Raw genomic sequence first — 26,347 nt, forward strand, 5'->3', positions numbered from 1 at the left:
TGCGCAGCACTTCCCGCATCACCACTCGCGCGCCCACCTCGGCGCCAGGGCCGCCGACCTCTTGGGAACACCAGCCGACGCGGGTGTTGACGTTGGCGTTGTTGATCCTGGCGGCGCTACCAGGATCAGCACCTCGTCGCCGGCGTGTGGGTCACTTCCACCGTCGGGAGTCGCCCGGCTCGTTGACCGTGCGGGGCAGTTCCAGTGGGTTCGCCTCCCGCAGTGCGGGCGGCAGCAGGTCGTCGGGCGCGTTCTGGTAGGTCACCGGCCGCAGGAACCGTTCGATCGCGGCGGTGCCGACCGAGGTGGTGGTGACGGCCGTGGTGGCCGGGTAGGGGCCACCGTGCTGCTGGGCCGCGGTGACGGCGACGCCGGTCGGCCACTCGTTGAACACGATGCGCCCGCTGCACCGGGCCGCGTGTTCCAGCAGCGGGGCCAGGCGCGCCCGCTCGGCGTCGTCCGGCCGTTGTGCCGTGTGCACGGTGAAGGTCAGGCTTCCCGTGATGCTGCCGAGGGTCGCGGGCAGGTCGTCGTCCGCGTCGTACTCGGCGATCACCGCCGAGGGGCCGAAGTTCTCTTCGAGGAGGACATCGCGGTGCTCGCGCAGGTTGCTCACGGAGCCGGCGTGGAACAGCGAGGGGCCCACGGCCGGAACGCCCGAGGGGTCGGCGCGGACGACGCCGCTCGCCAGAACCTTCGTGCCCGGCACGTTCGCGATCTCGTCGTTGCGTTCCCGGTGCCGCTCCGCGATGGCGGCGGTGAGCATCCTGGCCGGGGCCACGCGTTCGGCCAGTGCGGCCACTCGCTCGGGCAGATCCGTCCCGCGGGGGAGCAGCAGCACACCGGGCTTGGTGCAGAACTGGCCGGTCCCGAGTGTGAAGGAGCCGACGAAGCCCTCCGCGATCAGGTTCGCGCGTTCGCGCACCGCGTCGGCGGTGACCACGGCCGGGTTGATGCTGCCGAGCTCGCCGTAGAACGGGATCGGCGACGGGCGGGACGCGGCGATGTCGAACAGGGCCCGGCCGCCCGCGACCGATCCGGTGAAGGCGGCCGCGGCCGTGCGCGGGTCCCGCAGCACCCGCACCCCGGCGTCACGGCCGACGAGCAGGTCGAAGGTGCCTTCCGGGGCGCCGGCGTGCAGCAGGGCCGAACGCACGATGTCCGCTGTCCGCCGTGACGTGTCCGGGTGGCCGGGGTGCGCCTTCACCAGCACCGGACAGCCCGCGGCGAGCGCGGAGGCGGTGTCCCCGCCGGCGACCGAGAACGCGAACGGGAAGTTGCTCGCCGCGAACACCAGCACGGGGCCGAGCGGGACCAGCCACCGGCGCAGGTCCGGCCGGACGCCGAGCGCGAACTCGTCGTCGCCGCGGTCGATCACGATCCGCAGGTAAGAGCCCTCCCGCAGCACGTCGGCGAACATGCGCAGCTGGACCGTGGTCCGCTTGACCTCCCCGGTGAGCCGCGCTTCCGGCAGACCGGTTTCGCGGGCCGCGTCGGTGACGAGGGCGGCGGTGTCGGCGTCGAGCGCGTCGGCGACGGCCGAGAGCGCGTCGGCCCGCAGCTTCGGCGCCCATTGCCCCCACGCCGCGGCGGCGCCCGCCGCAGCGCCCACGAGACGGTCAGCTTCGTCCAGTGTGGTCATTGTCAATCCCTTTCGTCAGGAGCGGATCTGGCCGAGGCGGCCACGGTGGAAGACGAGAGGCTCGCCGTCACCCGCTTCGAGGTGGCGGACGCGGGCGACCACGATCGTGTGGTCGCCGCCTTCCAGCTCGTGCTCGACCTCTCCGTCGATCCAGGCGTGCGCGCCCGAGATCCGCGGGTTGCCGTCGGGCGAGTCGAACCAGTCGACGGCGGTGAACTTGTCCTCGCGCTTGCCGGACAACGCCTGGCACACGCCGTCCTGCCCGGCGGCGAGCACGCTGGCGCTGAACCGCCCGGCCGGGCGGATCTTCGGCCAGCTGGTCGAGGTCAGGGCCACGCTGAAGCTGACCAGCGGGGGATCCAGCGACAGCGACTGGAACGTGCCGACGACGAGTCCCGCCGGGGATCCACTGTGGACCTCGCGGCCGGCTACGACGACGACACCGGTGGGCAGGTGCCCCATCACGTCGCGGAACTGCCGGGGCTGGATGGTCGAGGTGAGCATGGTCGGTTCCTCCAAGCGGTCGGGCTAGCGCGAGGCGCCGAGTTCGGTGGTGAGTTCGCGTGCGACGCGCAGGCCGCTTTCGATGGCTCCGTCGATGAAGCCGGCCCAGACGTTGGCGTGGTCACTGCTGGCGAAGTGCAGAACGCCTTCCGGGCGCTGCTGGGCACGGTGGTAACGGGTGAGCTGGTTCGGGCGTTGCATCAGCCACGTTTCGCGCGAGTGCGGGTCGGCCATCCAGTCGTGGCCGGTGACCTCGAGGACTTCGAGGTCGTCTCGCCACACCCGCAGGGCCGCGGCGACGGCCTCGCGGTCGTCCGGCGAGATCCGCCGCGCGTCCGCGCCGAAGGCGACGAGCACGGCGTCGTCGTCCCCGAGGTACTCGGTGCGCACCACCGACAGCGGATGGTCGGCCGAGGAGTAGGCGAAGAACGGCTTGATCGGTCCCCGAACCCGGATCCACGCCTTGACGCCTTGCGACGCCGTCTTCTCCTGGCTCGCGGCGCGTTTCTCCGCGCACAGCGGGGGTGAGACGTCCAGGTCGCCGATGATGTTCTGGGGCAGCGTCACGACGATGCGCCGGGCGGAGATCCGCTCGCCGCCCGCGGTGGTGACCACGGCGCCCTCGGCGGTGTGCTCGATCCGCCGGACCTCGGTGGACGTGCGGATCTCGGCGCGGGTGTCGGCGACGATGGCCGACACCAGAGACCGGGTGCCGTGGGTGAGCCTGAAGACCGCGGACGCCTCGTGCATGAGGTGCCACGATCCGGCGGTGGCGGCGGTCCAGCGCAGGGCGCCGGTGAAGGCGCCCTCCTGCAGCGGTGCGTTGAAGTGCCCCACCCAGGCGGCTTCGTTGGCGCGGTACTCCTCTTCGGACAGGCCTAGTTCGTCGAGCTTGTCCTGCACGCTGAACCGGTCGACCTCGGCGAGGTCCGGAGCGGACAGCGGGTCGTCCGGACGCGGGATCCAGCGCATGGTCCCGGCCAGCAGCCGCCGCATGCCGGGGTCGATGAGGTCCATGAAGCTCTCGAGCGTGCCGCGCCGGAGGTCGTCACCGGCCAGCCAGTAGGCCTCCTCCGGGCGGGGGCCGCGGGTCACGGCGAGGCCGTAGCGGGTGATCTCGGCCCACACGTGCGGCTGGACCCAGTGCAGCCAGGTGCCGCCGATCTCCAGGTCGCGGCCCATCCGGTGGTCGGTCCACACGCGGCCGCCGAGCCGGTCCCGGGCTTCGAGGACGAGGACGCGCAGGGAGCCCCGGCCCAGTTCACGGGCGGTGATCAGGCCGGCGATCCCGCCGCCGATCACGACGACGTCGGCTTCCTCGGGCACTGTGACACTCCCTCGTGTTCGTGTTTGAACTAATCGTTCAGAAAATGAACGCTCCTGCATTGTGGCCTCTCGTGACTCCTGTCGTCAAGACTTCGCATAACCGCTGATGAACTCGGTTTTCTCTGGAGGGGGTTGACGGTCGCGGGTGGCTCGTGTCACCTTGTTCGAACACAAAGACCACTATGTGAACGTCGCCTAGTTCAGGAGTAGCTCATGCCCACGTCGAGCGTTCCCGAAGCTCTCGCCGCACTCGCCGCAGGCGGGAAGGTGCTCGTCGTCGACGACGAGGACCGGGAGAACGAGGGCGACCTGATCATGGCCGCCGAGCACGCGACGACCGACGACGTCGCGTTCTTCCTGGAGCACACCTCGGGTTTCCTGTGCGTGGCGATCGACGAGGACCGCGCCGACGCCCTCGGGCTGGACCTGATGGTCGCGGACAACACCGAGAGCCGCCGCACCGCGTTCCTGGTCAGTGTCGACTACCGGCACGGGACCACCACGGGGATCAGCGCGGAGGACCGGGGCAGGACCATCCGGGCGCTCGCCGACCCGCGGCTCGACCCGGCGGATCTGGCCCGGCCCGGCCACATCATGCCGCTGCTGGCCAAGCCAGGCGGGGTGCGGCAGCGCCGCGGGCACACCGAAGCGGGTGTGGACCTGTGCCGGCGAGCCGGGCTCAGCGGAGCCGCCCTGCTGTGCGAGGTCGTGACTCCGGACCGGCGCGGGATGATGCGCGGACCGGACCTGGTGGAGTTCGCCGCGCGGCACGGCATCCCGATGATCTCCATCGAGGACCTGGTCCGGTGGCTGGACGGCGGCGATCCCGGGGTGCGCCGCACCGGGCAGGCCGCCATCCCCACCGGTCTGGGCACCTTCCAGGCCCGCACGTACCGTTCCGGCGACGTCGAGCACGTGGCGCTGACCATGGGTGACGTCGATGGCGGGGACGTGCTCGTCCGTCTGCACAGCGAGTGCCTCACCGGGGACCTCCTCGGCTCACTGCGCTGCGACTGCGGCGCCCAGCTGCGCATGGCCCTCGAGGCGATCGCGGCTGAGGGCCGCGGCGTCGTCGTCTACATGCGCGGGCACGAAGGCCGGGGGATCGGCCTGGGGCACAAGCTCCGTGCCTACCAGTTGCAGCAGTACCAGGGACTGGACACGCTGGAAGCGAACATCGCGCTCGGCTTCCCGGTCGACAGCCGCGACTACACCGCGGCCGCGCGGATCCTCGCCGACCTCGGCGTCTCCTCGGTCCGGCTGATGACCAACAACCCGGACAAGTGCCGCGCACTCACCGACTGCGGCCTGACCATCAGCGAGCGCCTCACCCTCGAAGCCCCGCCGAACGAGCACAACACGGCTTACCTCGCCGCCAAACGGCACCGCATGGGCCACCGGCTCGAACAGATCGCCTGATCTCACCACCCAGAAGAAGGAGCACGACGATGACGTCTCGGCGGATGCGCTTGTTCGCCTTTGATTTCCAGGGGCCCGCCCACCTCTCGGCCGGGTTGTGGCGGCACCCGAACGACCAGGGCAGCCGGTACACCGACCTCCGCTACTGGACGGACTACGCGAAGCTGCTGGAAGAAGGCCGCTTCGACGGGATCTTCTTCGCCGACAACGTCGGCTACCACGACGTGTACCAGGGTAGCGTCGCCGGCGCGCTGGCCGACGCGGCGCAGATCCCGGCCAACGACCCGTTCCTCGTGGTCTCCGCGATGGCCGGCGTCACCGAGCACATCGGCTTCGGCCTCACCGGCTCCACCTCCTACGAGCACCCCTACGCGCTGGCCCGCCGGTTCACCACCCTGGACCACCTCACCCGCGGCCGGGTCGGGTGGAACCTGGTGACCTCCTACTCCGACAGCGCCGCACGCAACCTCGGCACCGGGCAGCAGGTCCCGCACGACGAGCGCTACGACATGGCCGCCGAGTACCTCGAAGTCTGCTACAAGCTGTGGGAGGGTTCCTGGCAGGACGACGCGGTCGTGCGCGACCGGGCGAGCGGTGTGTACGCCGATCCCGCCCGGGTGCACGAGATCGCCCACTCCGGCAAGTACTTCACGGTCCCCGGTATCGCGCTGTGCGAACCCTCGCCCCAGCGCACCCCGGTGATCTTCCAGGCCGGCGGCTCGTCCAAGGGGCAGGCACTCGCCGCGGCGCACGCCGAAGCGGTCTTCGTCAATGCCGTGTCCATGCCCGCCCTCAAGCGGCAGGTCGACGCGATCCGCGGCCGCGCCGCCGAAACCGGCCGGGACCCGGGCGGTGTCAAGGTGCTGCAGATGCTCAACGTCGTGGTCGCGCCCACCGATGAAGCCGCGCACGCGAAGCACGAATCCTACCGTCGCCTGGTGAGCTACTCCGGCGCGATGGCGCGATACAGCGGCTGGACCGGGCTCGACATGTCCCAGTTCGACCCGGACGTGCCGCTCGAGCACGTCAAGACCAACGCCGGCCAGACCATGGTGGACCTGTTCTCCAAGATGGACCCGGACAAGAAGTGGACGCCGCGGGACATCGCGGAGTTCCTCGGGATCGGCGGCACCGGTCCCACCGTCGTCGGATCGCCGTCGACGGTCGCCGATGAGCTCATCCGGTGGATGGATGCGACCGGCATCGACGGGTTCAACCTCGCCCACGCGGTGAAGTACTCCGACATCGCCGATTTCATCGAGCTCGTGGTCCCCGAACTGCAGCGGCGCGGTGTGGTGTGGACCGACTACGAGGGCTCGACCCTCCGGGAGAAGCTCTATGGCCCCGGTACGGTCCGGCTCCGCGACGACCACCCCGGCCGTGCCTACGCGCGCCGGCCGAGCGCCCTGGAGCTGAGCGTCTGATGACGGGCCGCGAACTCCGCGAGATCGCCACCGCGCTGCGCGCCGCGCGACTGCACCGCGAGCCGATTCCCGCACCGACGAAGACTTGGCCCGGTCTGGACGCGGACGAGGGCTTCGAGGTCCAGCGGATCAATGTCGAGGCAGCCGTCGCAGAGGGCGATCGCGTCGTCGGGTACAAGCTCGGCAACATCGCGAAGGCCATGCAGGACGCGTTCGGCCTCGACCAGCCCGACTACGGGTACCTGCTGGCGTCCACGTTCGCCTACGAAGGCACCACTGTGGACCGTGGGCGGTTCATCGCCCCGTTCGTCGAGCTGGAGCCGGCCTTCGTGCTGCGTGGCCACCTCGGCGGCCCGAACACGACGGTGGCCGACGTCATCCGCGCCGTCGACTACGTGGTGCCCGCGATCGAGATCATCGACTCCCGCGTCGAGAACTGGGCGATCGACCTGCCGGACACCCTGGCGGACAACGGATCCACCGGGGCCGTCATCCTGGGTGGCACCCCCCGGCGCCTCGCCGAGCTCACGCTGCGGGACACGCCGGGTGCCCTGCACTTCGACGGACGCCCGGTGATGTCCGGCAACACCGGGAACATCCTGGGCAATCCGCTGTCGGCCACCGCATGGCTGTGCAACCGGCTCGCCGCCTACGACATCGAGTTCGCCCCGGGGCAGGTCATCCTGCCCGGCAGCTGCCTGGAGGCTGTGCCGATGCGCGAAGCCGGCCACTGGTCGGGCACCTTCCAGGGGCTCGGCACGGTCGAATTCGACGTGCGCACCGCCTGAACCACCCCGTCCCCGTCGGTGGTGCCCGGCAGGCCGACTGCCGGGCACCCGAAATTCGAACGGTGTTCAACGATGAACAGATCGTACGAACCGCAAGTCACTCCTGTCGCCGCCGCCGAGATGGGGTCCTGGGGGCCTGCCCGCCCCCTCGGCCCGCGGCATCGGTGGAGACCCGCTTCCGCTTTCCACCGTGCCCGGACGAACCGCACCCACCAGGAAGGACTGAAGCGGTGACCACCACCAGCGATCCCGGCGCCGTCGGCGAGAACGCGCGCATCCGGATGGACAAACGCCGGTTCCTCACCAAACTCACGGTCGCATCCGTCGGCGGCATGTTCATCGACGGCTACATCCTCGGCATCATCGGCAACGCCATCGGCGCGGTCAACGACGAGCTCGGGATGTCGTTGTTCATGGAGGGCCTGACCGGGGCGGCCGCCCTGATCGGCATCTTCTTCGGCGGGCCGCTCGGCGGGTGGCTCGCCGACAAGCTCGGGCGCAAGCCGCTGTTCACCATCGACCTGGGCTTGTTCATCGTCGGCTCGGTGCTCCAGTTCTTCGTCGACTCGGCGTGGCACCTGTTCTTCGTGAGGTTGCTGATGGGCGTCGCGATCGGCGCCGAGTATTCCGTCGGCTGGCCCCTGCTCGCCGAGTTCGCCCCGGCGCGGCTGCGCGGACGGCTGATGTCGCTGTCGGAGGTGTTCTGGTACCTCGGGTTCATGCTCGCCTCGGCCGTTGCCTACGTCCTGGTCGCGGTGGCCGACGTGGACTGGCGGATCGTGCTCGGCACGAGCACGGTGCCGGCCGTGGTCCTGTTCGTGATCCGCTTCGGCCTCCCCGAATCGCCGCGCTGGCTGATGAACAAGGGCCGCACAGCGGAAGCTCGCCGGGTCGCGCACGCCTACCTGGAGGAGCCGGAGGACGCGCTCGACCCGGGCGGTGTAGGCGTCCGCAAGGGCACGTTCGGCATGTTGTTCTCCCGCGACTACTGGCGTGCGACGACGTTCACGTCGGTGTTCTGGTTCTGCGCCGTCACGCCGTACTTCGCGATCGCCACCTTCGCCGCCAGCGTGCTCGCCGACTACGGCCTTGGCGACGGGCTCGTGGGCGCTCTCGGCATCAATGGGCTGGCGCTCGCCGGTGTCGTGATTTCCCTGCTGCTGATCGACCGCATCGGCCGCCGCAAGCTCACCATCCCCCAGCAGTGGGTGTCCGCCGCGGTTCTCGTGGTGATCGGGCTGTGGCCGGGCGCGCCGTCGTCGGTGGTGCTGATCTGCTTCCTGGTCTTCGCCTTCGCCAACGCCATGTGCACCGCTTTGACCGGGGTCTACCCGGGCGAAATCTTCCCGACGGAGATCCGCGGTCTCGGCACCGGGTTCGCCACCGCGATCAGCCGGATCGGCGCCGGCATCGGCACCTTCCTCCTGCCCTGGTCGATGCACGCCCTCGGCGGAGGGACGACGATGCTCATCGCCGCCGCGGTCTGCGTGGCCGGCGCGCTCGTCTCGCAGGTCCTCGCGCCGGAGACGATGGGCCGCACCCTGAGTGAGACCTCGGCCCCGCACCGCGCCTGACCCTGACCGTCCCCTCCTCGCCCGCGTTCGTATGATGAACACCGCAGTGGCATCGTGGACGTGGGGCGAGGAGGGGACGATGGCCGAGGGCTCCGAGCCGGCGGAGCTGGCGAACAAGTCCGTCACCAAGGCGGTGCGCCTGCTGCGGGAGCTCGCCGCGCAGCCGCGGACCGGCGCCACCGTCACCACCCTGGCCAAGGCCGCCCGCCTGAGCAGGCCCACCGCCTTCCGGCTCCTCCTCACCCTGGAGCAGGAGGGGTTCGTCGACCGGATCGACAACAACTACGTCCTCGGCTGGGAACTGGCCCGCCTCGGCCGCCGTGCCGATCCCCACGCGGGCCTCGTCGCACGGGCCCAGCCGCTGTTGCAGGACCTGGCCGACAAGTTCAACGAATCGGTCACCCTGTCCGTGCCGAATGCCGAGGGTGGACTCGACCTGGTGGCCGAGGCCGCCGGGTCCCACGTGCTGGGCGTCCTCGGCCGCAACATGATCGGACAACGCTACCCGCTGCACGCCAGTTCCACCGGCAAGGTTCTGCTGGCCGAACAGCCGGCCGAGCGACTGCCCGCGCTGCTGCCGGAGAAGCTCGAGGCCTACACCCCGCACACCATCACCGACCACGCCGCCCTGTTGCGCGAGCTGGAACAGGTCCGGGAACAGGGCTTCGCCATCATCGACAACGAGCTCGAACCCGAGTTGCTGTCGGTGTCCCGCCCGATCCGCGACGCCGCCGGGACGCTGGTGGCCATCCTCACGCTCAACGGCCCCCGGAACCGGTTCGGCCGGGACAAGATCCCCGAGGCGCTGCACCAGATGCAGGGCACCGTCGACCACTTGGTCGAGGTCTTCTGGCGGGACGCGGCCACCGAGTGAGCCACGGCCGGCACCGGGTGCCGACCCGTCCTATTCGGACAACGGAAGCGCCGGCTTGAGATTCCGCGGGGACTCAAGGTATCCGATGGTCTCGTTCGTGCTCACCACGTCTGCGTCCTTCAGGTCGATGTCGAAAAGGTATCTCGCTCCGTTGCGCGCAGCACTCGAACGGCATGACGACGTGGAAGTGGCACTGGAACGCGTCGGACGGGCGTCAGTGGAGCACCTCGGCGAGGGTCTGGATGCCGGTTCGCGGAGCCGTCCCACGAGGTGCAATCCCGCGGTCGAGGCGGACAGCCAGAGGAGGCCGCCAACGACGGCCTGGTCGATCACGGGAGCGTGCATGCCCGACGACAGATGCGCGGCGACGAACCCGTCCACCAGGTCGGGTGGGGCGATGAGGTAGCCGTGCAAGGCGGCGTTCCAGAGACATCAGCGATCCGAGCGGGAACTGTTGGGACGGAGTGACCACCGCGAGCCGGGCGGCCGCTCGCGCGCGACACCGGCGGCGACGTCGAGTCCATCGGGGTCTACCGGTACCGGAATGATGCCGGATCGCCGGGATCAAGAAGGATTTTCGCGCAGAACTCGAGGGCTTGTTGTGATCCGCTGGTGATGATCACCTGGTCGGCGGTGCAATGGATGCCACGGGCGGCGCTGATGTAGCTCGCGATGGCCTCGCGCAGCGGCCGGTAGCCGGTGGGGTTGCCGTAGGGCACAAGCTGGGCGGCGGATCTCCGCACACGGGCGGCGCGCAGTCTGGCCCAGGTGGTGAAGGGAAACGCGTCGAGCGCTGGCAGTCCAATGAGGAATGACGTAAGTCCCGGTACCCGCGCGACCATCGAGGGCAACGGAGTCCTTCCTGTCGACGTGGTCATCCCGCGTTCGGGCAGGACGCGGGCCACGTAGGTGCCCGATCCTCGCCGGCCGACGATGTACCCCTCGTCCCGAAGTTGTTCGTATGCCGTGAGAACCGTGGTGCGGGAAAACCGTTTCTCGGATACGAGCGACCGGGTCGGTGGCGGCAGTTGTTCGTACAGCCATCGATATGCGGGAGTCGTGTTACGTTCAGGGTTCACGTGGTTTCCTTGCCCGGTTCCGGATTGCGTCTGCGCGACGCTGCCGGGCACTCGCTCGTGTCAGGGTCACCGCGAACCGGTACGCGGGTGCGCTGTTCGCTGGCGCGGAGGTCGATCGTGTGGCGCGGCCAGGTGAACACGGCGAGGTCCGCTTCCGTCCGGCGCCCGGACTGCGGGGGCCGGTTGAGGCCGGGGGTGTGTCCAGAAGTTGGACACACCCCCCGCGTCCCGCCGGGACAGGATTGGCGCACGTTGCCAAGTTGCGAGGAGTGTGTCAATGGAGACGACAGCGGCGATCCTGTGGGAGCGGGGCGGCCCGTGGAGTGTCGAGCGGATCGAACTCGACCCGCCGAAGGCCGGTGAGGTGCTGGTCGAGCTGGGCGGCAGTGGGCTCTGCCATTCCGACGAGCACGTGCTCACCGGCGACCTGCCCTGGCCGCTGCCGATGATCGGTGGCCACGAAGGCGCGGGCACCGTCGTCGAGACGGGGCCCGGCGTGGACTGGCTCAGTCCGGGGGATCGGATCATCTTCGGGTTCATCCCCGCGTGCGGCCGCTGCTCCGCGTGCTCGGCCGGCATGCAGAACCTGTGCGAGCTGGGCGCCTACCTCGGCGACGGCACCCAGATCTCCGACCACACGGCGCGACACCACGCGCGGGGCAAGGACCTCGGGCTGATGTGCCTGCTCGGCACGTTCGCGGAGCACACCGTGGTCAGCGAGGCCAACTGCATCAAGATCGACGATGACATCCCGCTTGACCGGGCCTGCCTGCTCGGTTGCGGTGTGGTCACCGGGTGGGGTTCGGCGGTCAACGCCGGCGGCGTTCGGGCTGGTGACACCGTTGTCGTGGTCGGCGTCGGCGGTATCGGGATCAACGCCGTGCAGGGTGCGGCGCTGGCCGGTGCGGAGTATCTGATCGCGGTCGACCCGGCGGAGTTCAAGCGTGGCAAGGCGGTCGAGTTCGGCGCGACCCATGCCGTCGCGAGCAGCGACGAGGCCCTGGAGCTGGTCAAGGAGCTGACCAGGGGTCGCGGTGCGAACGTCGTGGTGAACACGATGGGCGTCGGCACGGGTGAGCAGGTCGGCGCGAGCCTCGCGATGACGGCCAAGCGCGGCACCGTCGTGGTGACCAACCTGCACGAGGCCACGGAGACGAGTGTCGCCATGAGCGCGCTGGATCTGGTGCTGATGGAGAAGCGCGTGGTCGGATCTTTGTTCGGCACCGCGAACCCGCGGCTGGACATTCCGCGTCTGCTCGATCTGTACCGGCACGGCAAGCTCAAGCTCGACGAACTCGCCACCCGCACCTACAAACTCGACGACATCAACGTCGGCTACGACGACATGCGGTCCGGACGTAACCTTCGCGGTGTCATCTCGTTCTAGCTACACAAGTTTTCATTTCGACTTAATTTCTGTAGAGTGTCTGCCCGGACGAGGAGGTCCGCCTTTGGGAAAGTTGGAGATGCCCCCGCGGCCGGTCATCGCGCTCTCGTGGAAGCGTGCCACGCTCAGCGGCCTTGAACCCGGTTCGCCGGTCGACAACTTCAGCGTCGAAGAAGTCGACCGGCGCAGCCGGCTGGCCGTCGCCGCGGGCCCTGTCCTGGACGAGATGGCACGCCAGCTGGAGGGCACTGGTTTCTCCGTCGTTCTCGCCGATCGCTGCGCCCGGATCGTCGATCTACGCTTCGGAACCCCGGCCCTGCGCCCCCGTATGGAGAAGGTGGGCGCGGTGGCAGGGCGGGTGTTCTCTGAGTCGACCACAGGCACGAACTCGATCGCCACGACGCACGAGGTGCGCGCCGGAGTGGCCGTCCACGGTGAGGAGCACTTCATCGAGTCGCTGAAGAAGTTCAGCTGCTACGGTCACCCGATCATCGACTCGGTGACACGACGGCTCGCGGGCGTCCTCGACATCACCTGCCTGGCGGAGCACGAGAACCCGCTGCTGGCGCCGTTCCTGGTGCGCGCCGCCAAGGACATCGAGCAACGGCTGCTGGCGGGCGCGCGTGAGGCCGAGCAGCGGATGCTCGCGGGATACCAGGCCGCGGTGCTGCGCGACCGATCCCGGCCGGTCGTCGCACTGAGCGAGGATCTGGTGCTGGCCAACGCGGCCGCCACCGAGTTGCTGGACGCGGCCGATCACGCCGTGCTGCGCGGGCTCGCTGTCGACCCACCCGCGCACGCCCGACGTCTGCAGCTGAGCGGCGGCGCGGAGATGCTTGTGTCGGTGGAGCGGGTCGCCGATGGGGCCGTCTTCACCTTCCAACCTGTCGAACCGAGGGTCGGCGTGCCCGGGTGCCGCCGGACGAACGCGCCCGTGCTCGTGCACGGTGAACCGGGCTCGGGACTGACCAGGACGGCCCTTTCCCTCGTCGACGAGGCGAGCGTGTTCGACGCCAGCGAAGTGTCCGGAGTGGGTGCGGAGGCCTGGTTGGGCTCCGTGAGCCGTGCGCTGGCCTCGGCCCGTGCGGTGGTGATCGAGGCCGTGCACCTGCTGCCAGCCGCGATGGCCCGCCGCGTGGCACTCGCGATCCCGTCTGCGCGGGCGCGTATCGTCTTGACCAGCGCACCGGCCAGCGACCTCCATGCCGAGCACGCCAGTCTGGTCGCCCACTGCTCGGAGAGGATCGCCCTTGCGCCGTTGCGCCAGCGCCGCGACGACATCCCCATGCTGGTCCGGTCGATGATGACCGAACTCGGTGCGGCACGGGAGCTGCGTTTCACGCCCGCCGCGCTGGAAGCTCTTGCCACGCACTCGTGGCCAGGGAACCTACGCGAGCTGAATGCCGTGGTTCGGCAGGTGGTCCAGGTCCGTGAGGTCGGCGACGTCAGTGTGCACGACCTGCCCCAGGCGTACCGCGGGCGCGCGCGGACGCGCGTGCTCACCCCGATCGAACAAGCCGAACGCGAGGCCATCGTTGAGGCATTGCGCGTGACCGGTGGCAACAAGAAGGACGCTGCCCAACGGCTCGGGATCAGCCGCACGACCCTGTACAACTCGATCCGAGTCTTCGGGATCGTCACGCCCGTGTCCAGAACTTGAACATCGCCGATGACTGTCGCCAGTGGACCATTGAGACATGGATTACGACACCTTGTTTATCGGCGGCGAGTGGGTCAAGCCGAGCTCGTCCCGGCGTATTGAGGTCTGTTCCGCGACGACCGAGGCCCCCATCGGGTCCGTGCCCGAGGCTCAGGAAACCGATGTCGATGCGGCGGTGACCGCAGCGCGCCGAGCATTGCCGGTGTGGGCACAGTGGTCCCCGGCAGACCGGGCGTCAGCCATGGAACGGCTCGCGACGATCCTTGAGGGCCATGCGGAGGAGATTGTCCGGCGGGTCAGCTCCCAGAACGGGATGCCGGTGGCCGTGGCCAGCCAGCTCGAAGGCGCGTTCCCGGTGGTGTTGCTGCGCTACTACGCCGGCCTCGCCCGCGACAGCGCGTTCGAGGAGACGCGGCCGGGTGTGTTCGGTGGCAACACCCTGGTGCGCAAGGAGCCCATTGGCGTGGTCGGGGCGATCGTGCCGTGGAACTTCCCGCAGACGCTGGCCGCCTTCAAGTATGCGCCGGCGCTGGCCGCCGGCTGCACGATCGTCCTGAAGCCGTCGCCGGAGACCGTGCTGGACAGCTTCCTGTTCGCCGAGGCCGTGCGCGAGGCCGGGATTCCGGCCGGTGTGGTGAACGTCGTCCCGGGTGGGCGGGAGCTGGGGGCCTACCTGGTGCAGCACCCGGGCGTCGACAAGATCAGTTTCACCGGGTCGACCGCTGCCGGGCGGTCCATCGGCGAGACCTGTGGGCGGCTGCTGCGGCCGGTCACGCTCGAGCTGGGCGGGAAGTCCGCCGCGATCGTGCTCGACGACGCCGAGCTGGAACTCGAGAAGATCGCCGAGCAGCTGTTCGCCGCGACACTGCTGAACAACGGGCAGACCTGTTTCCTCGGCACCCGTGTGCTGGCTCCTCGAGGTCGCTACGACGAGATCGTCGATCTCTTCACGGGTTTTGCCCGGGCGCTGAAAGTGGGCGATGCGCTCGACCCGGCGACCCAGATCGGCCCGATGGCCAGCGCCAGGCAACGTGAGCGCGTCGAGGGCTACATCGCCAAGGGGCTGGGGAGCGGTGCGCGCATCACGACCGGTGGCGGCCGTCCAGCGGATCGGGACCGGGGCTGGTTCGTGGAGCCGACCGTGTTCGCTGACGTGGACAACAACCACACGATCGCGCAGGAGGAGATCTTCGGCCCGGTGCTGGCAGTGATCCCCTACTCGGACGAGGACGAGGCCGTGCGTATCGCCAACGATTCAGACTACGGCCTTGGCGGTACGGTGTGGACCAGCGATCCCGAGCGCGGTCGCCAGGTGGCCAAGCGAGTCCAGACCGGCACCATCGGCGTCAACACTTACCTGCCGGACCCCACCGCGCCGTTCGGTGGCGTGAAGGCCAGCGGCATCGGCCGCGAGCTCGGTCCTGAGGGACTGGCCGCCTACCAGCAACTCAAGTCGATCTACTTGGGGTAGGCCGGCCGCGTCGTGGGGGTACCAGCACAATCAACCCTGTTTCGGAGGAGGCGAACCATGCAGAGTGGCATGTTGGACGTCGAGGGCGCGAGCCTGTACTACGAGAAGCGCGGGAGCGGGCCGGCGCTGTTGTTGATCGCCGGGGCCGGCGGCGACGCCGGCTACTTCTCGGGGCTCGCGGATGAGCTGTCCGACGCCTTCACGGTGATCACCTACGACCGGCGCGGTAACTCCCGCAGCACGGGCCGGTTCGAGGCGCCGATGAAGATGACCGACCAGTCGAACGACGCCCGGGCGCTGATCGAGGGCCTCGCCGGTGGGAAGGCGCTGGTCTTCGGCAACAGCGGGGGTGCGATCGTCGGCCTCGATCTTGCCGCACGGCACCCGGATGTGGTGGCCGGGCTGATCGCGCACGAACCGCCGGCGCTTCGGGTACTCCCCGCCGACGACCCGTGGCGTGGGTTCTTCGATCGCATGGAAGCCCGCTACACCGAAGCCGGTCCCGCTGTCGCTGGTGCCGAGTTCGTCGCGACCATCCGCGGCGAGGGTAGTTATGCGTGGCCGGAGGATGTGCAGAAGCGTTTCCTCGGCAATGTCGACTACTTGTTCCGCTGGGAGTGGGCGGAGTGGGCCCGATTCGAGCCGGATGAGCGAGCACTTGCGGAGGCTCCCTTCCCGATCGTGCTCGGCGCGGGGGCGGCCGATCGGGGACTCCACTACGGTCGGCCGTCCGTCGAGATCGCGTCTCGCATTGGCGTGCCGTGGGTGGAGTTTCCGGGAATCCACTTGGAGTTCCTGCCGCGGCCGAAGCTGTTCGGCGCGGCTCTGCGTGCGGTGGCGAGCCAGATGCACACGTCGAGCGAGCCGGTTCCCGAGTTGTGGAACACCGAGACGGAACTCGCAGTCACGGCCATTTGAGCTGCGAACGCGGAGCAGCGGTCGCGTGGCGACGGGCTGCTCCGCGTTCGCCATTCCAGCTCGGTGAACTGGGTCAAGCAGTCCGGCTCCGCGGATCTCGTCGCGGCGGCGCTGCGCGCGGCAGTCGATGAGAGGTGGCGTCCGCCGAAGTTGAATGCGACCGATGCTGCTCCGGCGACCAGGACCGGGAAGCTCGGTCCCCGGCGGCACCGGGGAAGCGCTGGTGTTTCCGGCGCTCTCTCCCGCGAGAGCGGCGATCTCGCGACGGCCCGGGACCTGTACTACCGCCTGCACCCACCGGGCGACCTGCTGTTCGGCGAGATCAACGAGGCCCCGCCGCGAGAGGCGCTCCAGCAGCGGGGCCTCATCCAGTCCGGCTCCGTGCGCCAGCCGCTGGTCCCGCTCGCCGAAGACGGTCAGGTCGAGGTCGAGAAGCGGCTCGCCGCCGGTGCGGAGCTGCTGCCGCTCGTGGCCTCACGCTTGACGTGACCCAGTTCACCCACCTATCGTCCAAAACCGCTATACGGTTTTCGAAACCGCAGAACGGTGTGTTGGAGGATGGATGGCTGAGCCGGGGGTGCGCGTGCTGGGGCGCGCGTGCGACGTTCTTGATTGCTTCACCGAGGCCGAGCCTCGGCTGGGGGTGGCGGACCTTCGCGCCCGCACGGGACTGCCCGCGACGACCGTTGCGCGGATCGTGTCCACCCTGCTCCAGGAGGGGCTGCTCGTCCGGGAGGGCGACACCTACCGCGTCGGTCTGCGGGTGCTCGTCTGGAGCGCCCCGGCGCGCTCGGGGTCGAGCCTGCTCGGCGTCGCGCGGCCGTTCGTCGAGCAGTTGCGTGACGTGACGGGGGAGAGCGCCGGGCTCTACGTGCGCCAGGGCGCCACCCGCGTCCTGGTGGAGACCGCGTCGTCCCACCACTCCGTCATCTACCGCGGCTACGTCGGCCAAGTGCTCCCACTGCACGCCGGCGCGGCCGGCAAGTGCTTCATGGCCTTCGACGAAGACGCCCTCGGGGCCGCGGTCGACGCCGGTCTCGAGCGCTACACCGACTCGACCGTCGTCACGCGCGCAGAGCTGGACCGCCAGCTGGGTCAGGTGCGCGACCGCGGCTGGGCCTTCACCGAGAGCGAGCGCGAGGTGGGCCTGAACTCCGTCGCCGCCCCGGTGATGGGGTTCGGTGGACGGCCGGAGGCGGCCCTGGCGATCGGTGGCCCCTCGATCCGGCTCGACCGTGCGGAGGCCGACCGCGTCGGCCCGATCGTCGCCGCCACCGCGCGGGCCATCTCCGCGCGCATGGGGCACGTTCCGGCCGAGGAGCGCGCCGATGTCTGACGCCACCGTCCTGTCCGGACTCCTGCGCCGAGAACGGCTGCTCGTCGCACCCGGGGTCTACGACGGACTTTCCGCCGCGGTCGTCGCGCGTGCGGGCGCCGAGGCGGCCTACGTCTCCGGCGCGGCCGTCTCCGCCGCCGAAGGTCTGCCCGACATCGGGCTCACCACCGTCACCGAGATGGCCCGCGCGATCGCCGTCGCCCGGCGGCACCTCGACGTCCCGGTCATCGCCGACGCCGACACCGGCTTCGGCGACGAGACCAACACCTTCCGCACCGTGCGCACCTACGAGGACGCCGGTGCGGCGGCCGTGCAGCTCGAAGACCAGGTGTTCCCCAAGCGGTGCGGCCACCTCGACGACAAGTCCCTCATCCCCGTCGAGGAGTTCGCCGTCAAGATCGAGGCGGCGGTCGCGGCCCGCCGACGGGGAACCCTGATCGTGGCCCGCACCGACGCGATCGCCGTCGAGGGTTTCGACGCCGCGATCGACCGGGCCAAGGCCTACGCCGCGGCCGGCGCCGACGTGCTCTTCGTCGAGGCTCCGCAGACCCTCGACCAGGTCGCGGCCATCCCGTCCGCGGTCGGCGTCCCCGTCATCTTCAACGTGGTCCCCGGCGGCAAGTCGCCCGAAGTGTCGCGGGAGCAGCTGGAGCAGTTCGGCTACGCCGGCGCGATCCTGCCCGCCGCCACGGTCGGCGCCGCCTTCGCCGCCATGACCAAAGCCCTGTCCGAAATCGCCGGTGGCAGCCTGGTCTCCGGCCCCGTCACCGGACCGCGCGCCCTGTTCGAAGCCGTCGGCCTCGACGAATGGGCCGCCCGGCGCGCACGAAAAGAGCCCGCCCGTGCCTGACACCATCATCGAGCGGATCCTCGCCCGCGCCGCGGGACTCGACACCGTCCAACCCGGACAGATCGTCACCTGCGACGTCGACATGACCGTGGTGATCGACGTCCAGTTCGCCCACGACCGCCTCGCCGACGTCCGCGCCGTCCACGACCCGGACAAGGTCGCCGTCGTCCTCGACCACGCCGTCCCGGCGCCCACCCCGCGCGACGCCGGCCACGGCGCCAAGGCGCGCGCGTTCGTCGCCAAGCACGGCATCGACCGGTTCTACGACATCGGCCGCCACGGCATCGTCCACCAGGTCATCGCCGAACAGGGCCTGGTGCTGCCGGGCACCGTCGTGTGCTGCACCGACTCCCACACCTGCGCCGGCGGTGCGCTGAACTCGGCCGCGCGCGGACTCGGGCCGCTGGAGATCCTGCAGATGCTGTGCACCGGCCGGACCTGGTACCGCGTGCCGCCGACGATCCGCTACGAGCTCACCGGCGCGAAACCGGCCCACATCAACGGCAAGGACATCTTCCTGACGATCTCCGGCCGCTACGGCGACGCCACCGACCACGCGCTGGAGTTCGGCGGCCCCGGCCTGGCGTCGGTGCCGATGTCCGACCGGCGGACCATCGCCACGCAGGGCGCGGAGATCGGCGCCGACTTCACGCTGTTCCCGTGCGACGCGCTCACTGAGGAGTTCCTGGCCGACGTGGCTCCCGGCGCGGCCTACACCCGCAGCGATCCGGACCCGGACGCCGTCTACGCTGACGTGCGCACCCTCGACCTCGGCGCCGTCGAGCCGATGGTGGCCCTGCCAGGCACCGTCATCAACAACGCGGTGCCGTTGTCCGGCCTCGACCGCACGCGCATCGACCAGGCGTTCATCGGGTCCTGCGCCAACGGGCAGCTCGCGGACCTGGAGGTCGCGGCCCGCGTCGTCGAAGGCCGCAAGGTCGCGCCGGGCGTGCGGCTCATCGTCACCCCGGCCTCCCAGCAGGTCTACCTGGAGGCGGTCCGGCGCGGCTACGTCAGCACCCTCGTCGAAGCCGGCGCCGTGGTCACCAACTCCACCTGCGGCGCGTGCTTCGGCTACCACATGGGCGTGCTCGCGCCGGGCGAAGTGTGCGTCACCTCCAGCACCCGCAACTTCCGCGGCCGCATGGGCAGCACCGAGGCGCAGGTCTACATGGCCTCGCCCGCCACTGTCGCGGCGTCCGCGCTCACCGGCTACATCGCCGGGCCGGACCAGGTCGCGGAGGTGGCGGCGTGACCTCACCGCTGCGTGTCCGGGGCAGGGCTTGGGTCTTCGGCGACGAGATCAACACCGACGACATGTACCCGGGGTTCGCGATGAAGCTGCCCGTCGAAGAAGCGGCGCAGCACATGTTCGACGCCACCCGGCCCGGCTGGCCCAAGCTCGTCGAGGCGGGTGACATCGTGGTCGCGGGGCGCAACTTCGGTCTCGGATCGAGCCGCGCGTGCGCCGAGCTGTTCGTCCACTTGGGAATCTCGTGCCTGGTGGCCGAGCAGTACAACTCCCTGTTCCACCGCAACGCCCTCAACTACGGGCTCCCGGCGCTCACCGTGCCGGCCGCGCGCACGCTCATCGACGAGGGTGACGTCCTCGCGATCGACGCCGTGGCGGGTGTGCTGCGCAACGAGACGCGGGGGACCGAGCATCCCATCGAACCCCTGCCAGCCTTCGTCGTCGAGCTCATCGAAGGTGGCGGGCTGATCAACCGCCTGGAAGCCGGAGGCTTCCTGGATCGCAACGACGCGACCACAGGAGGAAAACCATGAAGCGCAGGACAGCTCTGATCGCCGGCGCGGCCGCGGCCGCACTGGTGCTGAGCGCGTGTGGAAGCGGTGGCGACGCGGCGGGGGTGACCTCGTTCGACATCGCGGTCAGCAACGCCTCCGAGCCCTACTCGATCCCCTGGCTGGTCGGCAAGGACCAGGGTTTCTTCACCAAGCGGGGGGTGACCATCGGCGAGATCGTGCCGGGCAAGGGCGGCGGCACCACCGTCCGCAATATGCTCAGCGGAGACCTGCCCATGGCCGACGTCGGCTTCACCTCGGTGCTGGAGTCCAGCGAGGCCGGCACCCCGCTGACCGTCGTGGCCGGCGCGACGCAGAGCGTCTACGGCCTCGACTTCTACACCGTGGCCAGCAACACGCGGGTGCAGACCATCAACGACGTTCGCAAGTGGGCCTACACCAACCCGCAGTCGGTCACCCAGGCCCTGTCCTACATCCTGCCCAAGGTCGCGGGCGCCCCCCAGGACATCGAGCGGATCTCCTCCGGCGGTGCCGGCGAGGGAGTCGCGCTCCTGGAGGCCGGCTCCGTCGACGTCGCCGTGGTCCCGCCGTCGGTGGTGGCGAAGACCGGCAAGTTCCGGCTGGTCGTCTCCAGCGCCGACTACCTGAAGAAGTTCCAGCAGAGCGTGATCACCACGACCCCGGAGTTCGCCGAGCGCAACCCCGACACCGTCAAGGCCGTGGTCGCCGGTTACGCCGAGGCCGTCGACTTCATCCGCGCCAATCCCGCCAAGGCCGCCCAGCTCTACGCCGACTACATCGACATCGACGTCGCCGCGGCGACCACCATCGTCGAAAAGGCCGTCAGCTACGACAACTGGGGCGCCGGCTTCGACGCCGAAGCGATCCAGCAGGCCGTCGACGCCCAGCGCCTCGCCATGAACCGCACCGACCTGAAGTTCTGCGACCTGTTCCAGAAGACCTACCTGCCCGCGAACGTGCCCGCCACGCTCCCGGCCGAATGCGAGGGCACCCGGTGAACACCCAGACGCAGGCGCAGCGCGGCACCGCGTCCACCACGACCACGCCGATCGTGCGGGTCGAGGGTGTGGAGCAGCACTTCGGTCCCGTCCACGCGCTCGGCCCCGTCGACCTCACCATCGGACGCGGCGAATTCGTGTCCATCGTCGGGCCCAGCGGGTGCGGCAAATCGACCCTGCTCGAGATCATCGGCGCCCTCCAGGACCCGGCCCGCGGCCGTGTCGAGGTGGACGGCGCGCCACTGACCGGCCCGCGCCGGCGCACGGCGATCGTGTTCCAGGAGTCGGCGACCCTGCCGTGGCGCACCGTCGTCGACAACGTCGCCTTCGCGCTGGAGGTGCGCGGCGTCGGACGCAAGGAACGACGGGAACGGGCCAGGGAACTCGTCGAGGTCGTCGGGCTCGGCGGCTTCGAGAACCACTACCCGGCGCAGCTGTCGGGCGGGATGCGGCAACGCGTCGCCATGGCCCGCGCGATGTCCATGGACCCGGACCTCATCCTCGCCGACGAGCCGTTCGGCGCGCTCGACGAGCAGACCCGCATGCTGATGGCCGAGGAACTCCTCCGCGTCGTCGAAACCATCGGGTGCGGCGTCCTGTTCATCACCCACAGCATCCAGGAAGCAGTGCTGCTGTCGGACCGCGTGCTGGTGATGGGCCGCCGCCCCGGCACGTTCATCGACGAAGTCCCCGTCGACCTGCCCCGGCCGCGCGCGCACGCCGCGCTGGCCGAACCGGCGGCGACGGCGGCCCAGGAGCGGATCTGGGCGCAGATCCGCACCGAGGCCGAGGTCGCGATGAGGAGCGAGCGATGAAGTCCCGGTCCTCCGTCGTCCCGTCCTACGTGCGGCCGACCCCGCGCCGGGTCGCCGGGCTGCCGTCCCCGGCGTGGACGCTCGTGCTCGTCATCGGGGCCATCGCCGCCATCGAGCTGTACGCGCGGTCCGGTGCGGTCTCCCGGCTCGACCTCATCCCGGTCAGCGAGATGGTCACCCGTGCGATCGAATTGCTCGGCGACCGCGAGTTCGTCGTCGGAGCGCTGCTGCGCAGCGTCCTGCTCATCTGCGTCAGCTTCGCCGCCTCGGCGGTCGCCGGGGTCGCCGTCGCCTACGCCATGGCCCGCTCCCGCTGGGTGCACCGGGCCGTCAAGCCCTACGTCAACGTGTTCTACGCGCTCCCGGTCTTCGCGCTCTATCCGGTGATGGTGGTGATGTTCGGGACCGGCGTGGTGCCCATCGTCCTGCTGGCCACGTTGTTCAGCGTCGTCATCGTCATCTCCAACGCCCTCGTCGGGTTCGAGTCGGCACCGCCGATCGTCACCAAGCTCGCCCGCTCGCTGGAGATGACCCGGGCGCAGCAGCTGCGCAAGATCCTGCTGCCCTCGGCGTTGCCGGACATCCTCGCCGGGCTGAAGCTGGGCCTGGCCTACGCGATCATCGCCGTGCTCGCGACCGAGTTCATCCTCGCCACCACCGGGCTCGGGCAGGTGGTCAACCGGGCCTACAACAACTTCGACACGCTCGACATGTACGCCGGGATCGTGTTCGTCAGCGTCTTCGCGCTGCTGGCCAACCTCGCGCTCGGTGCGGCGCTGAGCGCGTTCGACTGGCGGCGGCGATGAGCGCCCGCCGGAGCCCCGGATGGGTGCCGCCGCTGGTCCTCGCCGTCGCCGGAGTGGCGGTGTGGACGGTGACGGCGGCAATGGCTGACAGCGCCGTCTACCCCGGACCCGGTGAGGCCCTGCAGAGTCTGCGGTCGGACATCACCGACAGCCGGTTCCTCGGCAGCGTCGGCGACACGGCCCGCGTGCTGCTGCTGTCCTACGCCGCGGCCATCGCGGCCGGAGCGGTCACCGGCATGCTGCTCGGCCTGAGCGCGTTCTGGTCGCGGGCCGCCCTGCCGGTGGTGTACGCGCTCAACAGCGTCCCGAAGGTCGTCCTGTACCCGATCTTCCTGCTGTTCCTGGGCATCGGCGACCTCAGCAGGGGCTCCTTCGCCTTCGTGTCGGGCGTGCTGCCGATGTTCCTGATCATGGTGGAGGCCACCGCCGGGGTGCGCCGCCTGCACCTGAAGCTGTCGGCGAGCCTCGGCATGTCCCGGTGGTCCCTGCTGCGGCGGATCGTGGTGCCCAGCGTGCTGCCCTCGCTCGCCTCGGGTATGCGCCTGTGCTTCGGGCTCACCCTGATCGGCCTGCTGCTCGCCGAGATGTTCTCCGGTTCTTCTGGCCTGGGCTACGAGCTGCTGCGCAACCTGTCGCTGGCGCGGGTGGAGAACATCATCGGCCAGGTCCTCCTGATCGGGGTCCTCGCGCTCATACCGACACTGGCCCTGCAGCAGCTGGAAACCCGCATCCGCAACCGCTACGAGGTGAGCGCGTGAACCCGACCGACCCCGATGGCGTGACCGGCAGGCTGGCGACCTGGATCGCCGGCCTGCGGCACGACGACATCCCGGAAGCGGTGCGCGCGCGGGCGCGGCACCTCCTGCTCGACGGCTTGGTGTGCGCCCTGGTCGGCGCCCGCCTGCCGTGGTCGGAGCGGGCCGTCGAGGCCGTGCTCGCGCTCGAAGGCGCCGGGGACGTCCCGCTGCTGGGGTGGGGCCGCACCACGTCGGCGCCCGCGGCGTGCCTGCTGGGCGGCACCTTCATCCAGGGTTTCGAGCTGGACGACTACCACGTGCGGGCGCCGCTGCACAGCAACTCGCTCGTCGTCCCGAGCGCGGTCAGCACCATCGCGACCCTCGACCGGACGGTGTCCGGGCGGGACCTGCTCACGGCGCTGATCGCGGGGTACGAGGTCGGCCCGCGGGTAGGGCTGGCGCTGCACGGCGCCGAGATGCTGTCCCGTGGCTGGCATTCGGGAGCGGTGTTCGGCACGCACGCGAGCGCCGCGACATCGGCGTGGTTGCGGCGGCTCGATCCGGCACGGGTGGAGGACGCCCTCGGGTTGGCCGCGACCCAGTCGGCCGGGCTGATGGCCGCCCAGTACGAGGCCATGTCCAAGCGCATGCACCACGGTTTCGCCTCCCGCAACGGCCTCTACGCCGCCGCGCTCGCCGAGGCCGGCTACACCGGGATCAAGCGTGTCTACGAGCGCGAGTACGGCGGGTTCCTCACTACGTTCGGCGAAGGCCACGACCCCCGCCCGGACCTGATCACCGCTGGGCTGGGACAGGAGTGGGTCCTGCTGGACACCGGGGTGAAGGCCTACGCCGCGATGGCCGCCACCCACGCCTCGATCGACTGCGCGCTGGAGGCCCGCTCGCGCGGCATCACGGCCCAGGACGTCGAGTCGATCTCGGTGGAGGTGTCGCACGCCGCCTACCACCACGGCTGGTGGAAACCCGAACCCCCACTGGAGACGATCGGCGCCCAGATGAACATCGGCTACGCGGTGTCGGTGGCCCTGCTCGACGGCCAGGTCCTCGCCGAGCAGTTCACCCGCGACCGCATCGCCGCCGACGACGTGTGGTCGCTGCTGCGCCGCGTCGAGGTCCACCACTGCCCGGACTTCGACCGACCCGAAGACCGGTTCCGCACCCGGATGCGCGTCGCGCGGCGAGGCCGCGACACGGTCGAGATCGAAGTGGACGGTCCACTCGGCGGCCCGACGCGCCCGCTGCCGAACGCCGACGTGGTGGCGAAGGCACGCCGCCTGGCCGAGTCGATCGACCTGGCCGCCCGATGGGAGCGCATCGAGCAGATGGTGCTCGACCTCGACTCCCTGCCCGACGTGTCCGCGCTGGTCGGCGAACTCGCGGCCGAGGTCCCCGCGCTGCCCGTGACGCTGTGAGAGGACTTCCCATGACGAACCTGGCCGCTCTGCTCGACACCACCGCCGCGGCACACCCCGACCGCACGGCCATCGTGTGCGGCGACACCCGCCTGTCCTACGCCCAGCTCGACAGCGCCACGAACCAGGTCGCCAACCTCCTGGTACGCAACGGAGTGCGTCCCGGTGACACGGTCGCGTTGTCCTGCCCCAACCTGCCGTCCTTCACCATCGTCTACTTCGGCATCCTCAAAGCGGGCGCCACGGTCGTGCCGCTGAACGTGCTGCTCAAACCGCGTGAGATCGCCTACCACCTCGGCGATTCCGGCGCCGTCGCCCACTTCGCGTTCGAAGGCACCACGGACCTCCCGATCAGCGAGTGGGCGGCAGAAGCCGTCGAGCAGACCGACGGGTGCCGCTCGTTGTTCGTCATCCCCGCCACGGGCCCGCTGCCGTGGGCCGACGAGCCCGCCGAGTTCGCGACGGCCGATGTCGACGACGACGACACCGCGGTCATCCTCTACACCTCGGGCACCACCGGCCGTCCGAAGGGCGCGGAGCTGCGGCACCGCAACATGCGCGACAACGCCCTCGTCGGCCGGGAGGTGTTCGCCGCCGACCCGGCGAACCCGGACACCTACCTGTGCGTGCTGCCGCTGTTCCACTCGTTCGGGCAGACCGTGACCCAGAACGGCGCGATCGCCTTCGGCGGCACGATGATCATGCTGCCGCGGTTCGACCCGCGGGCCGCGCTCACCCTGATGCTCCAGGAAACCGTGACCTTCTTCGCCGGCGTCCCGACCATGTACTGGGGCATGCTCAGCGCGCTCGACGACGGGGTGGACGTGGCGACCCTGGCGGCGAACCTGCGCGTCGCGGTGGCCGGCGGGTCGGCGCTGCCGGGCGAGGTGCACCGGGACTTCCGGGCCCGCTTCGGCGTGACGATCCTCGAAGGCTATGGCCTGTCGGAGACCTCCCCGGTGGCGTCGTTCTCGGTGTACGGCGAGGAACCGCGGGCCGGATCGATCGGCGTGCCCATTCCGGGCGTGGAGATGAAGCTGATCGACGACGACTGGTCCGACGCATCCGGCGAGGTCGGCGAGATCGCGATCAGGGGCCACAACGTCATGAAGGGCTACCACGGCCGGCCCGAGGCGACCGCCGAGGTGCTCCGGGACGGCTGGTTCCGCACCGGCGACCTGGCCCGCAAGGACGCCGACGGTTTCTACTACATCGTCGACCGGGCCAAGGACATGATCATCCGTGGCGGGTTCAACGTGTACCCGCGTGAGATCGAGGAACTGCTGATGACCCACCCGGCGGTCTCGCTGGTCGCGGTGATCGGCGTGCCCGACGACGCCCACGGTGAAGAGATCAAGGCGGTCGTCGTCAGGGCCAAAAACTCCGACGACGTCACCGAGGACGACATCGTGGCCTGGGCCAAGGAGCGGCTGGCTGCCTACAAGTACCCGCGCCGCGTCGAGTTCCGCGACACCCTGCCCATGACCGCGACCGGCAAGATCCTCAAGCGGGAGATCTGAT

At 70.0% G+C, this 26,347-nt stretch carries 24 protein-coding genes; 20 read left to right on the forward strand and 4 right to left on the reverse strand.

The window, feature by feature from the left end:
* Positions 1–151: 151 nt before the first annotated feature.
* Genes IE290_RS00755 through IE290_RS00765 form a run of 3 tightly spaced genes read right to left on the reverse strand, consistent with a single transcriptional unit; the run spans position 152 to position 3,472 of the window.
* Complete coding sequence (locus IE290_RS00755) at positions 152–1,642, reverse strand: aldehyde dehydrogenase (NADP(+)) (protein ID WP_191242537.1); 1,491 nt, start codon at positions 1,640–1,642, stop codon at positions 152–154.
* A 15-nt stretch (positions 1,643–1,657) separates the two neighbouring features.
* Entirely contained in the window at positions 1,658–2,146 is a 489-nt protein-coding gene (locus IE290_RS00760; RefSeq protein ID WP_191242538.1) for a flavin reductase family protein, read from the reverse strand.
* A 24-nt stretch (positions 2,147–2,170) separates the two neighbouring features.
* Entirely contained in the window at positions 2,171–3,472 is a 1,302-nt protein-coding gene (locus tag IE290_RS00765) for a flavin monoamine oxidase family protein (protein ID WP_229873996.1), read from the reverse strand.
* A gap of 213 nt (positions 3,473–3,685) precedes the next feature.
* Here IE290_RS00765 and ribA point away from each other — a divergent pair, with 213 nt between their 5' ends.
* From ribA to IE290_RS00790, 5 genes are all read left to right on the forward strand, one after another.
* Entirely contained in the window at positions 3,686–4,891 is a 1,206-nt protein-coding gene (gene ribA / locus IE290_RS00770) for a GTP cyclohydrolase II (protein WP_191242540.1), read from the forward strand.
* Between the two features lie 29 nt (positions 4,892–4,920).
* Positions 4,921–6,315 (forward strand): LLM class flavin-dependent oxidoreductase, encoded by a 1,395-nt coding sequence (locus IE290_RS00775; RefSeq protein ID WP_191242541.1) that lies wholly within the window; start codon positions 4,921–4,923, stop codon positions 6,313–6,315.
* Positions 6,315–7,103, forward strand: coding sequence for a 2-keto-4-pentenoate hydratase (locus tag IE290_RS00780; protein ID WP_191242542.1), 789 nt, complete (start codon positions 6,315–6,317; stop codon positions 7,101–7,103). Before IE290_RS00775 ends, IE290_RS00780 begins: the two co-directional genes overlap by 1 nt.
* Before the next feature lie 230 nt (positions 7,104–7,333).
* Complete coding sequence (locus IE290_RS00785; RefSeq protein ID WP_229873999.1) at positions 7,334–8,677, forward strand: MFS transporter; 1,344 nt, start codon at positions 7,334–7,336, stop codon at positions 8,675–8,677.
* Between the two features lie 79 nt (positions 8,678–8,756).
* Positions 8,757–9,551, forward strand: coding sequence for an IclR family transcriptional regulator (locus IE290_RS00790; protein ID WP_191242543.1), 795 nt, complete (start codon positions 8,757–8,759; stop codon positions 9,549–9,551).
* Between the two features lie 530 nt (positions 9,552–10,081).
* On the opposite strand, the gene IE290_RS37585 is transcribed toward IE290_RS00790, so the two are convergent.
* Entirely contained in the window at positions 10,082–10,630 is a 549-nt protein-coding gene (locus IE290_RS37585; protein ID WP_229874000.1) for an aminotransferase class I/II-fold pyridoxal phosphate-dependent enzyme, read from the reverse strand.
* A 277-nt stretch (positions 10,631–10,907) separates the two neighbouring features.
* On the opposite strand from IE290_RS37585, the gene IE290_RS00800 reads away from it, so the two are divergent.
* From IE290_RS00800 to IE290_RS00870, 15 genes are all read left to right on the forward strand, one after another.
* The gene (locus tag IE290_RS00800; protein WP_191242544.1) at positions 10,908–12,017 is read left to right on the forward strand and encodes an NDMA-dependent alcohol dehydrogenase; all 1,110 of its coding nucleotides are present in this window, start codon (positions 10,908–10,910) and stop codon (positions 12,015–12,017) included.
* 64 nt (positions 12,018–12,081) lie between these two features.
* Positions 12,082–13,677 carry a sigma-54-dependent Fis family transcriptional regulator gene (locus IE290_RS00805; RefSeq protein ID WP_229874003.1) on the forward strand — a complete coding sequence of 532 codons (1,596 nt, stop codon included), beginning with the start codon at positions 12,082–12,084 and terminating at the stop codon, positions 13,675–13,677.
* Between the two features lie 37 nt (positions 13,678–13,714).
* The gene (locus tag IE290_RS00810; RefSeq protein WP_191242545.1) at positions 13,715–15,148 is read left to right on the forward strand and encodes an aldehyde dehydrogenase; all 1,434 of its coding nucleotides are present in this window, start codon (positions 13,715–13,717) and stop codon (positions 15,146–15,148) included.
* A gap of 69 nt (positions 15,149–15,217) precedes the next feature.
* Positions 15,218–16,066, forward strand: coding sequence for an alpha/beta fold hydrolase (locus IE290_RS00815; protein ID WP_229874004.1), 849 nt, complete (start codon positions 15,218–15,220; stop codon positions 16,064–16,066).
* 63 nt (positions 16,067–16,129) lie between these two features.
* On the forward strand, positions 16,130–16,555 hold the full coding sequence (locus tag IE290_RS00820; RefSeq protein WP_191242547.1) for a dihydrodipicolinate synthase family protein: 426 nt from the start codon (positions 16,130–16,132) through the stop codon (positions 16,553–16,555).
* 73 nt (positions 16,556–16,628) lie between these two features.
* Entirely contained in the window at positions 16,629–17,402 is a 774-nt protein-coding gene (locus tag IE290_RS00825) for an IclR family transcriptional regulator (protein WP_191242548.1), read from the forward strand.
* Entirely contained in the window at positions 17,395–18,252 is an 858-nt protein-coding gene (locus tag IE290_RS00830) for an isocitrate lyase/PEP mutase family protein (protein ID WP_191242549.1), read from the forward strand. Before IE290_RS00825 ends, IE290_RS00830 begins: the two co-directional genes overlap by 8 nt.
* The gene (locus IE290_RS00835) at positions 18,245–19,507 is read left to right on the forward strand and encodes a 3-isopropylmalate dehydratase large subunit (RefSeq protein WP_191242550.1); all 1,263 of its coding nucleotides are present in this window, start codon (positions 18,245–18,247) and stop codon (positions 19,505–19,507) included. Before IE290_RS00830 ends, IE290_RS00835 begins: the two co-directional genes overlap by 8 nt.
* Positions 19,504–20,037: a LeuD/DmdB family oxidoreductase small subunit gene (locus IE290_RS00840; RefSeq protein ID WP_191242551.1), complete on the forward strand. Its 534-nt coding sequence runs from the start codon at positions 19,504–19,506 to the stop codon at positions 20,035–20,037. The genes IE290_RS00835 and IE290_RS00840 overlap by 4 nt, the downstream gene beginning before the upstream one ends.
* Complete coding sequence (locus IE290_RS00845; protein WP_191242552.1) at positions 20,034–21,035, forward strand: ABC transporter substrate-binding protein; 1,002 nt, start codon at positions 20,034–20,036, stop codon at positions 21,033–21,035. Before IE290_RS00840 ends, IE290_RS00845 begins: the two co-directional genes overlap by 4 nt.
* Positions 21,032–21,850, forward strand: a complete 819-nt coding sequence (locus IE290_RS00850; protein WP_191242553.1) for an ABC transporter ATP-binding protein — start codon at positions 21,032–21,034, stop codon at positions 21,848–21,850. The genes IE290_RS00845 and IE290_RS00850 overlap by 4 nt, the downstream gene beginning before the upstream one ends.
* Positions 21,847–22,656, forward strand: coding sequence for an ABC transporter permease (locus tag IE290_RS00855; protein ID WP_191242554.1), 810 nt, complete (start codon positions 21,847–21,849; stop codon positions 22,654–22,656). Before IE290_RS00850 ends, IE290_RS00855 begins: the two co-directional genes overlap by 4 nt.
* 80 nt (positions 22,657–22,736) lie before the next feature.
* Positions 22,737–23,414 (forward strand): ABC transporter permease, encoded by a 678-nt coding sequence (locus tag IE290_RS00860; protein ID WP_229874006.1) that lies wholly within the window; start codon positions 22,737–22,739, stop codon positions 23,412–23,414.
* On the forward strand, positions 23,411–24,826 hold the full coding sequence (locus IE290_RS00865; RefSeq protein WP_191242556.1) for an MmgE/PrpD family protein: 1,416 nt from the start codon (positions 23,411–23,413) through the stop codon (positions 24,824–24,826). Before IE290_RS00860 ends, IE290_RS00865 begins: the two co-directional genes overlap by 4 nt.
* Before the next feature lie 11 nt (positions 24,827–24,837).
* Positions 24,838–26,346 (forward strand): long-chain-fatty-acid--CoA ligase, encoded by a 1,509-nt coding sequence (locus IE290_RS00870; protein WP_191242557.1) that lies wholly within the window; start codon positions 24,838–24,840, stop codon positions 26,344–26,346.
* Position 26,347: the final 1 nt, after the last annotated feature.

The sequence above is a fragment of the Amycolatopsis deserti genome (genome assembly GCF_014653945.1).
Lineage (GTDB): Bacteria > Actinomycetota > Actinomycetes > Mycobacteriales > Pseudonocardiaceae > Amycolatopsis_E > Amycolatopsis_E deserti.

What these genes read in the sequence shown, in the direction of transcription:
- IE290_RS00810 (WP_191242545.1), top strand. Translation starts at nt 13,715, where the DNA reads ATGGATTACGACACCTTGTTTATCGGCGGCGAGTGGGTCAAGCCGAGC.
- IE290_RS00755 (WP_191242537.1), bottom strand. Translation starts at nt 1,642, where the DNA reads ATGACCACACTGGACGAAGCTGACCGTCTCGTGGGCGCTGCGGCGGGC.
- IE290_RS00845 (WP_191242552.1), top strand. Translation starts at nt 20,034, where the DNA reads ATGAAGCGCAGGACAGCTCTGATCGCCGGCGCGGCCGCGGCCGCACTG.
- IE290_RS00825 (WP_191242548.1), top strand. Translation starts at nt 16,629, where the DNA reads ATGGCTGAGCCGGGGGTGCGCGTGCTGGGGCGCGCGTGCGACGTTCTT.
- IE290_RS00860 (WP_229874006.1), top strand. Translation starts at nt 22,737, where the DNA reads ATGGCTGACAGCGCCGTCTACCCCGGACCCGGTGAGGCCCTGCAGAGT.
- IE290_RS00760 (WP_191242538.1), bottom strand. Translation starts at nt 2,146, where the DNA reads ATGCTCACCTCGACCATCCAGCCCCGGCAGTTCCGCGACGTGATGGGG.
- IE290_RS00800 (WP_191242544.1), top strand. Translation starts at nt 10,908, where the DNA reads ATGGAGACGACAGCGGCGATCCTGTGGGAGCGGGGCGGCCCGTGGAGT.
- IE290_RS00815 (WP_229874004.1), top strand. Translation starts at nt 15,218, where the DNA reads ATGTTGGACGTCGAGGGCGCGAGCCTGTACTACGAGAAGCGCGGGAGC.
- IE290_RS00870 (WP_191242557.1), top strand. Translation starts at nt 24,838, where the DNA reads ATGACGAACCTGGCCGCTCTGCTCGACACCACCGCCGCGGCACACCCC.
- IE290_RS00790 (WP_191242543.1), top strand. Translation starts at nt 8,757, where the DNA reads ATGGCCGAGGGCTCCGAGCCGGCGGAGCTGGCGAACAAGTCCGTCACC.
- ribA (WP_191242540.1), top strand. Translation starts at nt 3,686, where the DNA reads ATGCCCACGTCGAGCGTTCCCGAAGCTCTCGCCGCACTCGCCGCAGGC.
- IE290_RS00830 (WP_191242549.1), top strand. Translation starts at nt 17,395, where the DNA reads ATGTCTGACGCCACCGTCCTGTCCGGACTCCTGCGCCGAGAACGGCTG.
- IE290_RS00775 (WP_191242541.1), top strand. Translation starts at nt 4,921, where the DNA reads ATGACGTCTCGGCGGATGCGCTTGTTCGCCTTTGATTTCCAGGGGCCC.
- IE290_RS00780 (WP_191242542.1), top strand. Translation starts at nt 6,315, where the DNA reads ATGACGGGCCGCGAACTCCGCGAGATCGCCACCGCGCTGCGCGCCGCG.
- IE290_RS00855 (WP_191242554.1), top strand. Translation starts at nt 21,847, where the DNA reads ATGAAGTCCCGGTCCTCCGTCGTCCCGTCCTACGTGCGGCCGACCCCG.